This window comes from Buchnera aphidicola (Myzocallis carpini) (assembly GCF_964059025.1).
Taxonomy (GTDB): Bacteria; Pseudomonadota; Gammaproteobacteria; order Enterobacterales; family Enterobacteriaceae; genus Buchnera_L; species Buchnera_L aphidicola_AK.
Window position 1 is genome coordinate 52,283 of sequence record NZ_OZ060376.1, and the last position, 16,493, is coordinate 68,775.

Annotated in this window: 16 protein-coding genes, 2 tRNA genes and 1 other RNA gene; 10 read left to right on the forward strand and 9 right to left on the reverse strand. The window is 21.1% G+C overall.

The genetic code is table 11. The annotated features are described in order from the left end of the window. Positions 1–8: 8 nt before the first annotated feature. Together ptsI and AB4W53_RS00250 are read right to left on the reverse strand one after the other, a co-directional pair. The gene (ptsI, locus tag AB4W53_RS00245) at positions 9–1,727 is read right to left on the reverse strand and encodes a phosphoenolpyruvate-protein phosphotransferase PtsI (RefSeq protein WP_367671921.1); all 1,719 of its coding nucleotides are present in this window, start codon (positions 1,725–1,727) and stop codon (positions 9–11) included. A gap of 161 nt (positions 1,728–1,888) precedes the next feature. Further along, positions 1,889–2,146 carry an HPr family phosphocarrier protein gene (locus AB4W53_RS00250; RefSeq protein WP_367671922.1) on the reverse strand — a complete coding sequence of 86 codons (258 nt, stop codon included), beginning with the start codon at positions 2,144–2,146 and terminating at the stop codon, positions 1,889–1,891. A gap of 302 nt (positions 2,147–2,448) precedes the next feature. Between AB4W53_RS00250 and ligA the strand changes: the two genes are divergently transcribed. Further along, positions 2,449–4,458, forward strand: a complete 2,010-nt coding sequence (gene ligA, locus AB4W53_RS00255) for an NAD-dependent DNA ligase LigA (protein WP_367671924.1) — start codon at positions 2,449–2,451, stop codon at positions 4,456–4,458. Between the two features lie 17 nt (positions 4,459–4,475). Here ligA and AB4W53_RS00260 read toward each other — a convergent pair. Both AB4W53_RS00260 and AB4W53_RS00265 read right to left on the reverse strand, forming a co-directional pair. Then, positions 4,476–4,548, reverse strand: a tRNA-Lys gene (locus tag AB4W53_RS00260). Positions 4,549–4,550: 2 nt separating this feature from the next. Further along, positions 4,551–4,623, reverse strand: a tRNA-Val gene (locus AB4W53_RS00265). Between the two features lie 130 nt (positions 4,624–4,753). On the opposite strand from AB4W53_RS00265, the gene gltX reads away from it, so the two are divergent. The 8 genes from gltX (at position 4,754) to AB4W53_RS00305 (ending at position 12,595) form a co-directional block, all read left to right on the forward strand. Continuing rightward, positions 4,754–6,157, forward strand: coding sequence for a glutamate--tRNA ligase (gene gltX, locus AB4W53_RS00270; RefSeq protein WP_367671926.1), 1,404 nt, complete (start codon positions 4,754–4,756; stop codon positions 6,155–6,157). A gap of 436 nt (positions 6,158–6,593) precedes the next feature. Beyond that, on the forward strand, positions 6,594–8,138 hold the full coding sequence (gene fliF / locus AB4W53_RS00275) for a flagellar basal-body MS-ring/collar protein FliF (protein ID WP_367671928.1): 1,545 nt from the start codon (positions 6,594–6,596) through the stop codon (positions 8,136–8,138). After that, positions 8,135–9,109, forward strand: coding sequence for a hypothetical protein (locus AB4W53_RS00280; protein WP_367671929.1), 975 nt, complete (start codon positions 8,135–8,137; stop codon positions 9,107–9,109). The genes fliF and AB4W53_RS00280 overlap by 4 nt, the downstream gene beginning before the upstream one ends. 1,068 nt (positions 9,110–10,177) lie before the next feature. Then, positions 10,178–10,324 (forward strand): hypothetical protein, encoded by a 147-nt coding sequence (locus AB4W53_RS00285; RefSeq protein WP_367671931.1) that lies wholly within the window; start codon positions 10,178–10,180, stop codon positions 10,322–10,324. A gap of 68 nt (positions 10,325–10,392) precedes the next feature. Beyond that, positions 10,393–10,707: a flagellar biosynthetic protein FliO gene (locus AB4W53_RS00290; RefSeq protein ID WP_367671932.1), complete on the forward strand. Its 315-nt coding sequence runs from the start codon at positions 10,393–10,395 to the stop codon at positions 10,705–10,707. Between the two features lie 30 nt (positions 10,708–10,737). Continuing rightward, positions 10,738–11,478: a flagellar type III secretion system pore protein FliP gene (gene fliP, locus AB4W53_RS00295; protein ID WP_367671933.1), complete on the forward strand. Its 741-nt coding sequence runs from the start codon at positions 10,738–10,740 to the stop codon at positions 11,476–11,478. Between the two features lie 51 nt (positions 11,479–11,529). Further along, positions 11,530–11,808, forward strand: coding sequence for a flagellar biosynthetic protein FliQ (locus AB4W53_RS00300; RefSeq protein ID WP_367671934.1), 279 nt, complete (start codon positions 11,530–11,532; stop codon positions 11,806–11,808). A 22-nt stretch (positions 11,809–11,830) separates the two neighbouring features. Then, positions 11,831–12,595 carry a flagellar biosynthetic protein FliR gene (locus AB4W53_RS00305; RefSeq protein ID WP_367671936.1) on the forward strand — a complete coding sequence of 255 codons (765 nt, stop codon included), beginning with the start codon at positions 11,831–11,833 and terminating at the stop codon, positions 12,593–12,595. A 76-nt stretch (positions 12,596–12,671) separates the two neighbouring features. Here AB4W53_RS00305 and rpmG read toward each other — a convergent pair whose 3' ends face one another. From rpmG to ppa, 3 genes are all read right to left on the reverse strand, one after another. Next, positions 12,672–12,839 carry a 50S ribosomal protein L33 gene (rpmG, locus tag AB4W53_RS00310; protein WP_367671938.1) on the reverse strand — a complete coding sequence of 56 codons (168 nt, stop codon included), beginning with the start codon at positions 12,837–12,839 and terminating at the stop codon, positions 12,672–12,674. A gap of 17 nt (positions 12,840–12,856) precedes the next feature. Further along, positions 12,857–13,066, reverse strand: a complete 210-nt coding sequence (gene rpmB, locus AB4W53_RS00315; RefSeq protein ID WP_367671940.1) for a 50S ribosomal protein L28 — start codon at positions 13,064–13,066, stop codon at positions 12,857–12,859. A gap of 84 nt (positions 13,067–13,150) precedes the next feature. Beyond that, on the reverse strand, positions 13,151–13,690 hold the full coding sequence (gene ppa / locus AB4W53_RS00320; protein WP_367671942.1) for an inorganic diphosphatase: 540 nt from the start codon (positions 13,688–13,690) through the stop codon (positions 13,151–13,153). A gap of 113 nt (positions 13,691–13,803) precedes the next feature. Between ppa and pmbA the strand changes: the two genes are divergently transcribed. Next, positions 13,804–15,153: a metalloprotease PmbA gene (gene pmbA, locus AB4W53_RS00325; RefSeq protein ID WP_367671943.1), complete on the forward strand. Its 1,350-nt coding sequence runs from the start codon at positions 13,804–13,806 to the stop codon at positions 15,151–15,153. A gap of 14 nt (positions 15,154–15,167) precedes the next feature. Here the strand turns inward: pmbA and rnpB are convergent. Together rnpB and rsmI are read right to left on the reverse strand one after the other, a co-directional pair. Continuing rightward, positions 15,168–15,532, reverse strand: an RNA gene (rnpB, locus tag AB4W53_RS00330) — RNase P RNA component class A. 22 nt (positions 15,533–15,554) lie between these two features. Beyond that, entirely contained in the window at positions 15,555–16,409 is an 855-nt protein-coding gene (gene rsmI, locus AB4W53_RS00335; protein WP_367671945.1) for a 16S rRNA (cytidine(1402)-2'-O)-methyltransferase, read from the reverse strand. Positions 16,410–16,493 lie beyond the last annotated feature (84 nt).

The following is a 16,493-nucleotide window of genomic DNA, read 5'->3' on the forward strand; positions in this document are numbered from 1 at the left end:
AAAATATTTTATTTATTATAAATGTTTTCATTTAGTAATTTTATAATTTTTTCTGTAGTTGGTTGTTTTAGTATCATTTTTGATAATTGATATGCATCTTGAAAGGTTATTTTTCTAATTATTTTTTTAATTTTTGGAATACAAGATGGATTCATACTAAATTCATCTAGACCCATTCCGATTAATAATATTGTTGCTAATTCGTAAGAAGCTAATTCTCCGCACATACCGGTCCATTTGTTTGCTTGGTGAGATGCTTCGATAATATTTTTTATTAATGTTAATATAGCGGGACTCATTGGATTGTATAAATGTGCAATAAGTTTATTCCCACGATCGACAGCTAAGGTATATTGTGTTAAATCGTTTGTTCCAATGCTAAAAAAATCAACTTCTTTGATTAAATATTTTGCAATGATAGCTGCAGAAGGTGTTTCAATCATAATTCCAATTTCTATATTTTTATCGAACAATATTTTTTTTTTATTTAATACATGTTTCATTTTTTCTATTGCTTCTTTTAAAATTTGTATTTCTTCTACTGAGATAATCATTGGAAATAGAATTCTGATTTTTCCAAATGCTGATGCTCGTAAAATAGCTTTTAATTGTGTTTCTAATATTTCTTTTTTATCTATACTAATTCTAATCGCTCTCCATCCCAAAAAGGGATTTTCTTCTTTTGGAAAATTCATATATGGAATTTCTTTATCTCCTCCAATATCCATAGTTCGAATATTAATTGGTTTATTTTGCATTTTAGTAGCAACTTCTTTATATGCCAGAAATTGTTCTTCTTCAGAAGGTAATTGATTTCGTTCCATAAATAAAAATTCTGTTCGATACAATCCAATAGATTCTGCTCCATATTTTTTTGCATTAGATATGTCATTAATATTACTAATATTGGCACTAATTTCAATTTTATGATTATCTATAGTAATAGCAGGTAATTTTTTTAGTTGAGTTAATTTTTTTTTTTTTTTTAAATATTGATCTTGATTTTTTTGTATACTATTGATAGTTTGTTGTTTTGGATTAATAAATATTTGATTATCAATAGCATTTAAGATTAAAAAATCTCCATTTTTTATTTTTTTAGTGCAATTTTCTGTTCCAACAATAGCAGGAATTTCTAAAGATCTTGCTATAATAGAGGTGTGAGAGGTTTCTCCACCTAAATCTGTGATAAATCCTTTGATATATTTAAAATTCATTTGTGCGGTTTCAGATGGCGTTAAATCTTTTGCTACTAAAATAATATCTTCTTGAATTTCTTTTAAGTTTATAATATTTATATTTAATATATTTTTTAAAAGACGATCTCCAATATCTTGAATATCGATTGCTCTATTTTTGAGATATTCATTTGGTATATTTTTGATTTTTTGTATTTGTTTTGAAATGACTTTTTGAATTGCAAAATCAGCAGTACATAAAGTATTTTTAATTAATTCTATTATATCTTTTTCAAATTCTATATCTTCAAGGATCATAATATGTCCCTCAAAGATACTAATTTCTTCGTTTTTCAGTATTATTTTTGATTTTTTTTGAATATTTTGAATTTGTACAATAGTTTTTTTTTTTGCTTCTATAAATTTTGTAATTTCTTGATCAATATTCTTATGAAGAATATTTTTTTTGCAAATTTTGATAGTTGATTTTTTCAAAATTAGTGCTTTTCCAAAAGCAATTCCTGGAGATGCTAAAATGCCTGAAATCATAATATTACCTTTAATTTTTAATATGAGAATATCATTTATTTTGATTTAAGATATATTTTACTATTATCAGGCAAAAATATTTTAATGAAATTATTTTCAATATATTGTTATAAACATTTTCATATTAAAAATAAATGATATTATTGTGGAAATATAGAATATTATTCTAATGATGTGATTATATTTACTAAACAGCTAACAGCTTCTTTTTCGTCTTTTCCTGTTGCAGAAATATTAATAATTGTTCCTTTTGATAATTCTAAAGTTTGTAGTTTAAATAAACTTTTTGCATTTGCTGATTTTCCATGAGCTGTAATATTAATTTCAGAAAAAAATTTTTGTGCAGATTTTACAAATTTTGCTGCTGGTCTAGTATGTAAACCATGCTTAGAAGAGATTTTTATATTTTGTTGAAACATATAATATTCCTTTATTTAAAAAATATAATATAATAAATTTATTATTTATATATTATTTTTTTATATTATAATAAATTGTGATAGAGTATGTATGATATGTGAGATAATATTTATTGGTATAATGTTAAAATATTATTTAACATAATATTATATTTTATATATATTGATATTGTAATTGGAATAGTGATATTGATGATGAAATATACCACATTGTTTATATTTAAGAAGAATTTTATTATTTTATTATAAAGAGTATTATTAGTATAATACAAGAATGTATAGTGATTGATGTAGTGAATATCATGTTAATAAAGAATAAAATATTAAAATTAGAAAGATTATTACACTATTATGATTATTTATATTTTTATTTAGATCAACCTGTTATTTCTGATTATGAATATGATTTTTTATTTAATAAATTAAACTTTTTAAAAAAAAAATATTGTGCTTTGGATGTTTTGAAAGAAAGAGAAAATACTTTTTATCACTTAAAGAATAATTTCTTATGTAAAAACCATATTACTCCCATGTTATCTTTGCAACATATTTTTCATATTAGTGAATTTATTAAATTTTATAAGCATTTAAAAAGAATATTACATGCAAATAATACTTTGTATTTTTTTTGTGAATTAAAATTTGATGGTTTAGCTGTTAGCTTATTATATAAAAATAAAAAATTAATTAGAGCATTAACGAGAGGTAATGGTATTCTTGGGGAGGATGTTACTAATAATGCTTGTATGATTCAAAATATTATTTTAGAGTTGAAAGATCAAGATACTCCGGATTTTTTTGAAGTACGTGGTGAAGTTTGTATGTTAAATAAAGATTTTAATCGTTTAAATACACAATGTATTAAAGACAAGAAAAAAGTTTTTTCTAATACAAGAAATGCTGCTGCTGGAACATTACGTCAAAAAGATCCATTTGTCGTGAAAAAAAGAAAGTTATTTTTTTATGCTTATCATTGTAATATTATTAAAGGAAAACAAGATTTTCAATATCATTCTGAACAATTATACTTTTTATATCGGTTGGGGTTTTCAATTAGTCCATATATTTTATTATCGTCTAAATTAAATAAAATTATTAACTTTTATAGTTTAATATCTAAAGTACGTGACTTTTTGTCATTTAATATAGATGGGGTTGTAATAAAGTTAGATTCAATAAAATTACAAAAAAAATTAGGGAATACCAATCAATTTCCTAGATGGTCTATTGCTGTAAAGTTTTTTTCAAATTCTGCAAAATCTAAGTTATTAAGTATAATTTATCAAGTCGGAAGAACAGGAATTATTACTCCAGTAGCAAATTTATCGCCAACGTTATTATCAGGAGTCATTATTAAGAAAGCATCATTATATAATGCAAATGTTATAAATAAATTAGATTTACATATTAATGATTCAGTGATAGTATTACGTGTTGGAGACGTAATTCCAAAAATTCAATCTGTAATTTTTTCAGATAGAAAATCTCATGCCAAAAAAATTTTTTTTCCTAAATATTGTCCTTCATGTAATTCATTTTTGAGTATTAATACTAGTAAGACAATAATACAATGTTTAGCTGGTATGAATTGTTTTGAACAAAAAAAAAAAATTATAGGACATTTTTTTTCCAAACATGCATTATATGCAAAAGGTTTTGGAATGTTAATAATTGAAAAGTTAATATTGTATGGTTATGTACGAAATATTATAGATTGTTTTAAATTACATCAGAATCAAATATCTGTTTTAAAAGATTTTGGAAAAACATCTGCTTATAATATTATTTCTGCAATACAAAGTTGTAAATATACTACTTTAGAAAAATTTATTTATGCATTAGGTATTCAAAATATTGGTATTGAACATTCTAGGTTGATTGCAAGATATTTTCATTCTTTAGAAAATATTTTTTCTTGTACTTTAGAACAGTTATTAAGTATTAAGAATTTTGGAAATAGTAATGCGAATTTTTTTTTTAATTTTATGAATGATGGATATAATATTAGATATATCAAGAAATTAGTCAAAGAATCTGGATTGGTATTTCAGAATAATAAAAAAAAATATAGTAGTACACTATTAAGTTTTTTTACTAAAAAAAATATTGCGTTTTCTGGAAGATTTAATAAATTTTCTAGAAAAGAAATAATTCAAAAAATATCTGAATTAGGTGGCATTGTTTTTAGTAACATTTCTAAAAATTTGGATTTATTAATTATTGGTGATCGTCCTGGAAATAAAGTTTTTCAAGCTGCAAAATTGAATATTAAAATTTTGTATGAAAAAGAGTTTATGAATATATTATCTTAAAGATTTTTGTAATATTTTGGGTCGTGCAGGATTCGAACCTGCGACCAATTGATTAAAAGTCAACTGCTCTACCGACTGAGCTAACGACCCTATGGGTAATGACGGATTCGAACCGCCGACTTCCTCCGTGTAAAGGAGGCGCTCTGCCAACTGAGCTAATCACCCAAACTATATACCACTAACTAATATTATAATCATTAAAAAAAAATAGTCAATTTTTATAATAAAATATTTTGATATACATTTTTTGATTATCAATTTATATAAATATTTTATAAATATGGAAATATGAATTATGTTTGTTAAAACTAGATTTGCTCCCAGTTCAACTGGTGTATTACATATAGGTAGTATGAGAACAGCATTGTATTCTTGGTTATTTGCAAAACACCATCAAGGTAATTTTGTTTTAAGAATTGAAGATACTGATATTAAACGTTCTAATAAAATATTTATTAATAATATATTAAAAACATTACAATGGTTGGGGATTGTTTGGGATGAAGGTCCATATTTGCAAAGTGATAGGATATGCATATATAAAGAAAAGATTATTGAAATGTTAGATTTAGGTTTTGCATACAAATGTTATTGTTCTACCAATAGATTAACAAAAATTCGTACTTCTCAGATATTAAAAGGAGAAAAACCGTGTTATGATAGAAAATGTAGAAATAAAAAATATAACTATAATAATAAAGAGTATGTAATACGATTTAAAAATCCATTAAATGGAGAAGTTTCTTTTCAAGATAGTATTAGAGGAAGAATTTTGTTTAATAATACTGAACTTGATGATTTGATTATTCAACGTAGAAATGGTATGCCAACTTATAATTTTTGTGTTGTAATAGATGATATTGATATGAAGATTACGCACATTATTAGAGGAGAGGATCATATTAATAATACTCCAAGACAAATTAATATTATACAGGCTTTAAATGCTAAAGTTCCTGTATATGCACATGTTTCTATGATTATTGACAGTAAAAAACAAAATTTATCCAAAAGAAAAAATGCTTTGAGTGTTTTAGAATATAAAGAGTACGGATTTTTAAAAGAGTCTATATTAAATTTTTTAATTAAATTAGGATGGTCATATGGTAATCGGGAAATTTTTAGTTTAGAAGAAATGAAAAAATTATTTTCTATTCATAAAATTAGTAAGTCATCTAGTGAATGTAATTTTGAGAAATTAATATGGTTTAATCATTATTATTTAAATACATTACCTATAAATGATTATTTGATTCAAAATTTTCAATATCAGTTAAAAAAGTTAAAAATTAATTTTTCATCAGGTCCGAGTTTGTTTAAAATTATAAAGTTTTTGAGACATCGATGTAATAATTTTCAAGAAATGGCTATGCAATCTCGTTATTTTTTTGAAGAATATACTAATATCAGTGGTACTTTAATAAAAAAATATTATTTTAATGATTATCATACAATAATAAAAATTCTTTATGAAAAATTATGTAATATATGTAATTGGAATGCAAAAGAGATTATGAAAATTTTAAAAAAAATATCTGAAAACTTTCATACTGCTTTAAAGAATATTTGTATGTTGTTACGAATATTCATTACTGGTTCAGATGTTTCTCCAAGTATAAGCACTATTATGGAAATTCTTGGTAAATTTAATTCTTTAAAAAGAATTAAAAAATATTGCATGATTATTCATCAAAAATAGTTTATGATTAATAATTATTAAAAAAAAATATATTTATAAAAATATATTTTTTTTATTTATAATTTCATACCATTAAATGTACAATTGATATTTTGGATCATAATAATTGATTACATGATATAAAAATATTTGATATTTGATAAAATATTATAGTAATTTTTACTTAAAATATTAGTTTAATATTGATTTTAGATTTTAAAAATTTTAAATTACGTATTAATTTTCAATGTATTTTGAAGTATTTATTATATAGTAATATAACAAAAGTATGAAATTTCACAAATTGAATCAATTTTGTATTTATTTTATACTATATATTGGTATTTAAATATATATAATATTTTTAATATTATTATCAATATTAAAAAATTATAGTATATAATCAATATTTTTAAAATATTATGTGATTTTTAATAAATGTTTTTAGGAAGTAATTATGAATGTTCATTTCTTGAATTATTCTAATATAGAAAAATTAAATAAAAATACTATCCGTAATACATCATTATGGAAATATTTTATGATATTATTTTTGGTAACATTGATATTTTTTTCTATTATATTAATATTTTTTTATTTTTCACATCATATTAAATATCAATTAATATATAATCATTTGTCTACTGAAAATCGTAATATGATTATATATGAACTTTTAAAAAAAAAAATACCATATCGATATGTTGAATCTTCAGGAAATTTATTGATTCCCGAAAATAAAGTGAATTTAGTACGATTGATGTTACTATCAGAAGGAATACCTAAGAAACCCAATTTAGGGTTTGAATTATTTGATCAAGAATCATTTGTACCAAATCCATTTCTTTCACAAATTCATTATAAAAGAGCATTAGAAGGTGAATTATCAAGATCTCTTGAACAAATGAAATTTATAAAATCAGCGAAAATTAATTTATCTTTTCCTTCATATTCTATCTTTGAAAATAAGAATATTTTACCGTCCGCTGCAGTCATGTTAAGTATAAAACATAGTAGGCATTTAAATTTTTTACAATTTTTATCAATTGAAAAGTTTATTTCTGCCAGTGTACCACAATTACTGACAAAAAATATAATAATATTAGATGATAAAGGTCATTATTTAAATGAAAAAAAAAGTTTTATGAATAGTTCTTGTATGTACCAATGGAATTATATTCACAATTTACAAAATTATTTTTGTCATAAAATTATGAATGTTTTAAAATGTTTTTTTCAATTAAGTGATTTTAAAATACAAGTGATGATTAGAAATAATAAACCACTCATTATGGATTTTCAAAGAAAAACAATTAATTTTGATAAAAAAGATATTTTTGTAAGAAATATTCTTTATAAGAATATCAATTTTTTACTAAATATACATAATAGTGATATTATACATAATATTTATTATTTTATCTTGAATCTTCAAAAAGAAAATATATATAATGATATTCATGATGTTAATAATCATTTTTTAGAAAAAAAAAAAATATCAGTCTCTATATTAATGAATTTTTTAAGAAATCAAGATGGGAAATTAGTTCCATTAAATGATATACAAAGCAATGCAATAAAGATTTTAGTTGCGCATATTATTGGAAATGTTAATACTGATACTAGCAATATTAATATTATTAATATGAAATTTATAAGTAAGAAAAATTTTCAAGATACTTTTTTTGTGAAACAATTATTTCAAAAATATTTACATGAAATGATATTTTTTTTATTATTATTCATAATATTAATATTTATTAAATTTTTGAAGAAAATTTATAGATTATTTAGTATAAAACAGTATAAAGATATAAATATAGTATTTAATAATAAAAAGGAAAACAATAATTTTTTTAATAAATATGGTAATGATATTAAAAACAATACAGTATTAAAAATGCAAAATGATGAATTAATACAACACATATTAAGTATTGCAAAAAAAAACCCTAAATTAACTTCTATAATTATTAAAAATTGGATAAATAACGATCAATGATTTTAAATGGTATCAGGAACAGTGCAATTTTATTTATGTTAATTGGGATAGAAGAAACGATAAAAATATTAAATTTTTTCAAAACAGAAGATATTCAAAATATTATGACAGCTATGTTAAGTATTGATATTGTTTCTCAAGAAAAAGTATATAACATACTAAATCAGTTTATTATTGAATATAATAAGATATCTGGTGCTATATATTTAGATCATGATTCTTATATTTCTTCGATTCTATTAAATCATTTAAATAAAAAAAAAATAGATACTTTTTCTAAAACATTATTAAATAAAAAAAAGTTTTTTGCAAAAATAAAATTGTTAAATTATATTTCTGCAAAAGATTTATTTTTTTTATTAAAAAATGAAAGTTTATATTTTATTACTACAATATTATTATTTTTAGAAATAAAACATACTAAAAATATTATTTCTTATTTTCCTGATGATAAAAAATCCGAAATTATATATTCTATGACTAATTTTCAGGGATTACAAGAATCTAAAATACCTGATTTAATCAAAGTGATAAATTTTTTATTAGATGAAAAAAAAAACTTATCTTTTCAAAAAATTGGTTGTAAAACAGCTATTGAATTATTTCATACTATGAAAGAAAAAAGTCAAAATATTATTATGATGAACGTAATAAAATTTGATAAATCTATTGGAGAAAAATTTTTTTTAAAAACTTTTACTTTTGAGAAAAGTATATATTTGACAGATACAAGTATTTTATTGTTAAGTAGTATTTTCAATATACATTATATGATACTTTCTTTATACTATGCTCATCAATTAGTAAAAAAAAAATTTTTTAAAAATATTCCTAATTTACAAGAATATGTATTAAATGTAGAAAATTATAATTATCCTATATCAAATAACATAATTCTTACGATAAGAAAAAAAATAGTATTTAAAATACAAAAGTTATTATTGGAAAAAAAAATTTCAATTATTCTTTAGAGTGTTTGCATTATTTATTAAGTATTATATTTCAATCATACATAGAGAAAATATTTTGGTAAATAGTAATATTTTTTTACTTCCAAAATATTTTATCATAATTGTTAATTTTTTAAATATATTAATATTTTTCAAAAATTATAAATTATTTATCAGTTTCTAAAATATGTTTAATATATTTTATAGTGTTTTTGGAATTAATATCATAAATAGTATTTTTTCAAATACATTAAAATATCAATATATTCAAATTGGATTTTTAAATTCAAATTATTAAATGTGAAATTTAGTGTTGGTATTTTTCTCATTTTTACTAAAAATATATTACAGTTATTTTTCTGTAATACAAAATATATTTTTCTATTCAAAATACATCATTAATTCCTTCTAAGATATATATGATTCATTAAATAATTATCATGTTTATTAAATCATGTAATATAATTTTAAAGAATGGTATTTTTGCAATTATAAATTTAGTATAGATGTATTTTTTTAGAAAATATCAAAGATATTATAATACTAAATTTTTATGTATATACCAATCGTTTAAAAGTGATTGAATTATTTATCTTTCAAGATAATTTTTTGTAAATAAGATAAATATTTACGATATCTAAAATTTAGAAAAAATTATAGTTATTAAATTTAGATTATTATAATACATGGACTGTATGATTTTTATAATATGCAATGAATTTGATCATAAAATTAGAAGATCATTAAATTTTATTAAAAGAGTTAATTAATTTTAAAATCAGAGATCTTTTCTATATTAGAATAATGAAAATTGATAACAGTATATAACGATAATAATTGTATTTTTTATGTAAATGTTATTATAATAATAAAATATTTTTCAGGTAAAGAAAAATTTCTTACATATAATAACATTCAAAGAAGAAAAAATATGAATGGTATAAAAAATTTAGAGATTTCCCTAGAAAACTATACAAATATATTACAAAAATTTAAAAAAAGGATTTCTTAGATTCTAAAACATTTACTATAAAGAAATATTGTTTCAAAAATATTGATATTAAAAATAATTTAGTATTAGATACTATAATGAATATTATCATCCATTTAGGTACATTAAACATTATAATGAAAGATTTCTTTAAAATTATTTTAGGGAAAATATTATATTTGGATCAATTGAATCAGTACCAATTAGATATTTTTATAAACAATTTTTTAATTTCTCAAGGATAATTAATATATTTAGAGGGAAAATATGGTATTCGAATTACTAAAATTTTTAATTGTATTAAATAAATAATATGCATGATATTATTTTGAATATTATTAATAATTATTTTTATTATCAAAATACTTTTTTTATTAAAATATTGATATTATTTTTTTTATTTTTTCTTTTTTTTAAAAGAGTTTTTTCATTAAAAAAGAGTTATCAAAAAAAAAATATGAATATTCTTGCACAGATTGAATTAGGTCAAAAAAAAAAAATTATTTTATTAAATATAGAAACAGAAAAATTAGTATTAGGGATTACACCACACCACATACAGTTATTATATGTGTTACCTAAAACAGTAAAAAAAAATACTAAAAAAAAAATTATCATAAAAATATAGAATATAATTTTTTCATTGGATTTTTATAATATGTTTATATTTACAATAATACCATTATTATTGATATTACTATTTTATAGTCCTATTATATATGCATTAGAGTTTTCAGATATAAATTTTCATATTCTTTATAATAGTGTCCAATTATTACCTGCGTCTATGAAAATTTTTTTTTTCTTTGCGTTATTTTCTATTATAATGACATTAATTTTAATGACTACTGGTTTTATTAGAATTATTATTGTATTAAATTTGTTAAGAAATGCATTAGGTATTTCTTATGCTCCTCCTAATCAAATATTATTAGGAATTTCTTTCTTACTAACTTTTTTTGTTATGAGTCCTACAGTTGATCAAATATACCGAGAGGCGTATCTTCCCTTTCAACATAATAACATTCAAATTGAAGAATGTATTAGAAATAGTATCAATCCTATACGGAATTTTATGGTACATCAAACTTATGAAGCAGATTTAAAAACTTTTTTTATATTATCTAATACTCCTTTTTGTAAAACAAAAAATGTTATTCCTATGAAAATTTTATTATTATCTTTTATTACTAGTGAATTAAAAACTGCTTTTCAAATTGGATTTACTATTTTTATACCATTTTTAATAATTGATTTAATTGTTGCAAGTATATTAATTTCTTTAGGTATGATAATGGTTTCTCCTACAAATATTTCTTTACCTATTAAATTAATATTATTTGTTTTAGTAGATGGTTGGAAATTAATTTTTTCTTCTTTAATAAAAAGTTTTCATTGATTTAGAATGATTATGATAGCATTTTTAATGTAATTTAGTTAGTGAGAGTATATGGAAATTAATATTGTAAAAATATTATTTTATGAATCTTTAAAAGTGTTATTAATTCTTTCTTTTCCAATACTATTTTCCATTTTATTTGTAGGGGTTATTATTAGTGTTTTTCAAGCAGCAACACAAATTCATGAACAAACTTTAGCATTTATTCCTAAAATTATTATATTATTTATAATATTATTATTTTTTGGTTCCTGGATGTTGAATGTTATGTTATGTTATATGCAATATATGTTTAAGAGTATTATATTTACGATTTTTTATTTTGTATAATATTATGTTGCAATCATTGTATATGTTATTTTTTATTAAATTTTTTTTTATTTTTTTAAGGATTTTTTCTACACTATTGATTATTCCTATACCAGGATATATTATAAATAAAAAAAAAACAAAATTTTTTTTTTCTATTGTAATAAGTTTTTTAATTATATCTTGGATACATTTTCGGTATCATCAGGTACTTTATTTAGATTGTATTATTATTTTGATAAAACAAATTATTATTGGATGTATTATTGGTCTTTCTATTCAGCTAGTATTTTCTTTTATTTTTATTACTAGTGAAATTATAGGTATGCAAACAGGATTAACATTTCTAACTTCTTTACATTGTAATGATTTTCCAAAGATTTCCACTGTATCAGTTTTTTTAAATATTTTTTTATTTTTAATTTTTTTATCTTGTGATGGATATTTATATATTATTATTTTTTTTTTTCAAAGTTTTGTTTTTTTTCCAATAGATAATATTCGATTAAATTTTTATTTTGTTTTTTTATGTATTCAAATAGTACAAATAGTATTTACATATGGTGTTTGTTTCACATTTCCTATAATAGTAATTTTTTTTATTTTAAATATTATCATTGGAATATTAAAGAGGTTTTTTTCTCCAATAACAGGATTTTCAGTGAGTTTTGTAGTAAATTTATTATCAATCTTTACTTTTTTTATTATTTTTTATGATATATTTATATATTATATTCGTTGTACATTAAATTCTTTATTTTTAAAAATTCTTTTTAAACATTTAATATACTATATATTTTTATATTAACAAATTGGAATATCATAATATATTTGAAATATATAAAAATAAATATAGTATATTACTAATATTATAGAAGCGATATTTATTTAATTTTTTTTTCGTTATATAATACATGTTTTCTTATTATTGGATCGTATTTTCTAAGTTGTATTTTCTTTTGGTTGGAACGTTTATTTTTAGTTGTTGTATAATAATGTTTGGATCCAGATGAAGATATTAATTTTATGATTTCTCTTTTATTTTTAGCCATTGTTAACCTAAAATGTTTTATTTAATAAAATATTCGATTCCCTTTTTGTCAATAATACGCATTGCTTTTGTAGAAATTTTCAATTGAAGAAATTTTTTATATTTTGGTATCCAAAATTTATGATTTTGTAAATTTGGAAAAAACTTTTTTTTAGTTGCATTCATTGCATGTGACCTATTATTACCAAACATAGGTTTTTTGTTAGTAATATAACATATTTTAGACATAATACCTCTGAATTATTTATTTTCGATATTCTCGATGTAATTAATACAATAAATTTTGATATTTTAATTATAGTATAGTGATTTTTAATATTTCTTATTTTCATTATATCTTTGAATGGTTTTTTGTATTTCTATTTTTGCAGAATTGACATCCTCAAATCCAATAATTTTTACCCATTTATTTTTTTCTAAATCTTTATAATGTTGGAAAAAATGTATTATTTTTTTTTTTGTTATATTCGTAAGGTCTGTAATATTTTTAAAATCATGGTAATCTTGACAAATATTATCATGTGGAACAGCAATAATTTTAGCATCTAAGCCTGATTCATCGATCATTTTTAATATTCCGATGGGTTTGCACTGAATAACAGAATTATATTGTAATGCATATGGAATCGGAATTAATACATCTAATGGATCTCCATCTTCAGACAATGTATTATTAATATATCCATAATTACATGGATACAGCATAGCAGTTGGTATAAACCGATCGACAAATAGTATTTGTGTTTTTTTATCTATTTCGTATTTAATAGGATATGAATGATATGGAATTTCAATCACTACATATATGTCGTGTGGAATATTTTTTCCTGATAATAAGTTTTTTAAATTCATAATTATTTATTTTTTTGTATTATTTGTATTTATAAAGATTATTATAATAAAAATTTGATTATATATTTTATGCAATTTTACTATAATATATTAATTTTTATAAAGGATTTTGAATGATTCATCATATAAAATACGTTGAAGAAATACAATGTAATTTTCAAAACCTAATATTAGAAACATTAAAATTATTGAAAAATAAAGTACATTTATCTTCAGTTTCTATTATAAAAACTGTAGGAATAAATATTAATTCTAGAAATTTTAAATTAGAAAATGTAGAATTTAATGATGATAATATGATAATCATTACTGGATACCATAATTTTAAAAAAGCTATCGTACATTCTACAAATTTAAGTATCAAAAACATTCAAAATATGATTCTTTTTTTATCACATATTTTACAATATACATCTTCAGATATTTATGCTACATTACCAAAACCAGAATTATTATCTTTTAAAAAAATTCATATTGATTTATTTTATCCGTATAAATTTACTATTGAAAAGATTATGGAAGAAGCGAATATAGTGGAATCATATGCATTACAAGATTCTAATAATGTAATTAGTACTGAAAATATTAATATTAGTAGCCATAGTAATTATTATGCTTTTGGAAATAGTTATGGAATGTTAGGAAGTTATCAAACTACTATAAATAAAATGTATAGTTTTTTAATTGCTAAAACTCATTCTAATATTATGCAACAAGATTTTTCTTACACGGTTGCTCGTAAAAAATCTGATTTGTATTCTCCTAAAGATGTTGGTAGAGAGAGCTCCAAAAAAGTACAAGAACGTCTATTAGCTAAAAAAATAAGTACAATTAATTGTCCAATTATTATTTCTGCAAGTATTTCAGATGAATTTTTTTCTCATTTTATTGCTGCAATTTATGGAACCAATGTATATAAAAAATCTACAATATTATTACATTCTTTACATAAGAAAATTTTCCCTAAATGGTTAAATATTATAGAAGAACCCCATATCCATAAAGGAATTTTATCTAAACCATTTGATTTAGAAGGAGTACAAACAAAATCTCGATTTATAGTACAAAATGGTGTTTTATGTACTTGGTTGTTAGATAGTTATTCTGGTAATAAATTAGGTTTTTCTAGTACTGGTCATTGTGGTGGAATACACAATTGGTGTATTTCTAATAGCACTAATATCCATTTTAAAGATTTATTAAAAAATATGGGAACTGGACTTTTAGTAACAGAATTTATGGGACAAGGTGTTAATATTGTTACTGGAAGCTATTCTAGAGGTATTTTTGGTTTTTGGGTGCAAAATGGGGAAATTCAACATCCAGTACATGAAGTTACTATTGCAGGAAATTTAAAAGATATGTGGAGAAGTATTATTTACATTAGTAATGATATAGAATATAGGACAGGGATTAATTGTGGATCTATTCTTTTAGACCATATGCAGATTTCAGGAATATAATATTTCTGTAGATGAATAATAGTTGACCTATAAGCCGGGTTCTGTATTTGACAGTCATTTATCTAGATCAATAATCACTTATTGATTCAAGCGGTTTACCCAGATTGTAATACGAGCAATATTATAAATCTTGTTTAACCTTGCTCCGAGTGGAGTTTACATTGCTATATTTATTACTAAATATACGGTGTGCTCTTAACACGCCTTTTCACCCTTACTATCTATATACAAATATATAAATTAGCGGTATTTTTTCTGTTGTACTAGTCGTCAAATAAAATATTGCCCAGATGTTATCTGGCACTCTTGCTCTATGGAGCCCGGACTTTCCTCTATTTAATTTAATATTAAATTATTTAGCGACTGTCTGGTCAACTATTCTATTTATTATATATTTTTTATTATTTTTTGTCATGTAAAATATTTTGTGTGTAGTATTTATATAACAAATTTTTACTAATATTATGGATTTTTGCAGTGCATACAATAGCTTGCTTTATTGATAATTTTTTTTGTAATATTAATAATGTATTTTGAATATTTAAAGAAATATTTTCTTTTTTTTTTTTTATTCCTTTAATAATAATAATGATTTCCCCCTTCATTCTTTTAAGATCTTCTTTTAGCCATAATAATATATCAGAAGATTTTCCATATTTAATTGTTTCCCATTTTTTTGTTATTTCCTTAGCAAAAACAATAGTTCTATTTGCTCCTAAAATATGTACTATGTTTTGCATACTTTTTAAAATTCTATGACAAGATTCATAGAATATTATTGTTTTTGTATTTTCTTTAATTTCTTTTAATGTTTTAATATGTATTATATTTTTTTTAGGAAAAAATCCTTTATAATAAAATTGATCACTTGGTATTCCAGATGCGCTTAAAGCAGTAATGAATGCACATGGACCTGGTATTGGTACAACGGTAATATTTTTTTGGTGACATTTTTTAATTAATTGGTATCCTGGATCATTAATGGTAGGTGTTCCAGCATTGGATACTAATGCAATAGAAATAGTATTTAATAAAGAAATTATTTTTTGAGTTTTTAGATTTTCATTATACTGATGTAAAGAGGTTGTTGGAGTATTAATATTAAATTTTTTTAATAAATATTTTGTATGTCTAGTATCTTCTGCTGCTATTAATTGTACTGTGTTTAAAATTTCAACAGCTCTATAGGTAATGTCTTGTAAATTTCCAATAGGAGTTGCAACAACATATAATATTCCGGTATTTTTAATTTTCATATTTTAAAAATATTTTATTGTATAATTAATGTTAGTAAAACAAATCTTTATTATCATTATAATATTTATAATTTTATTATTTTT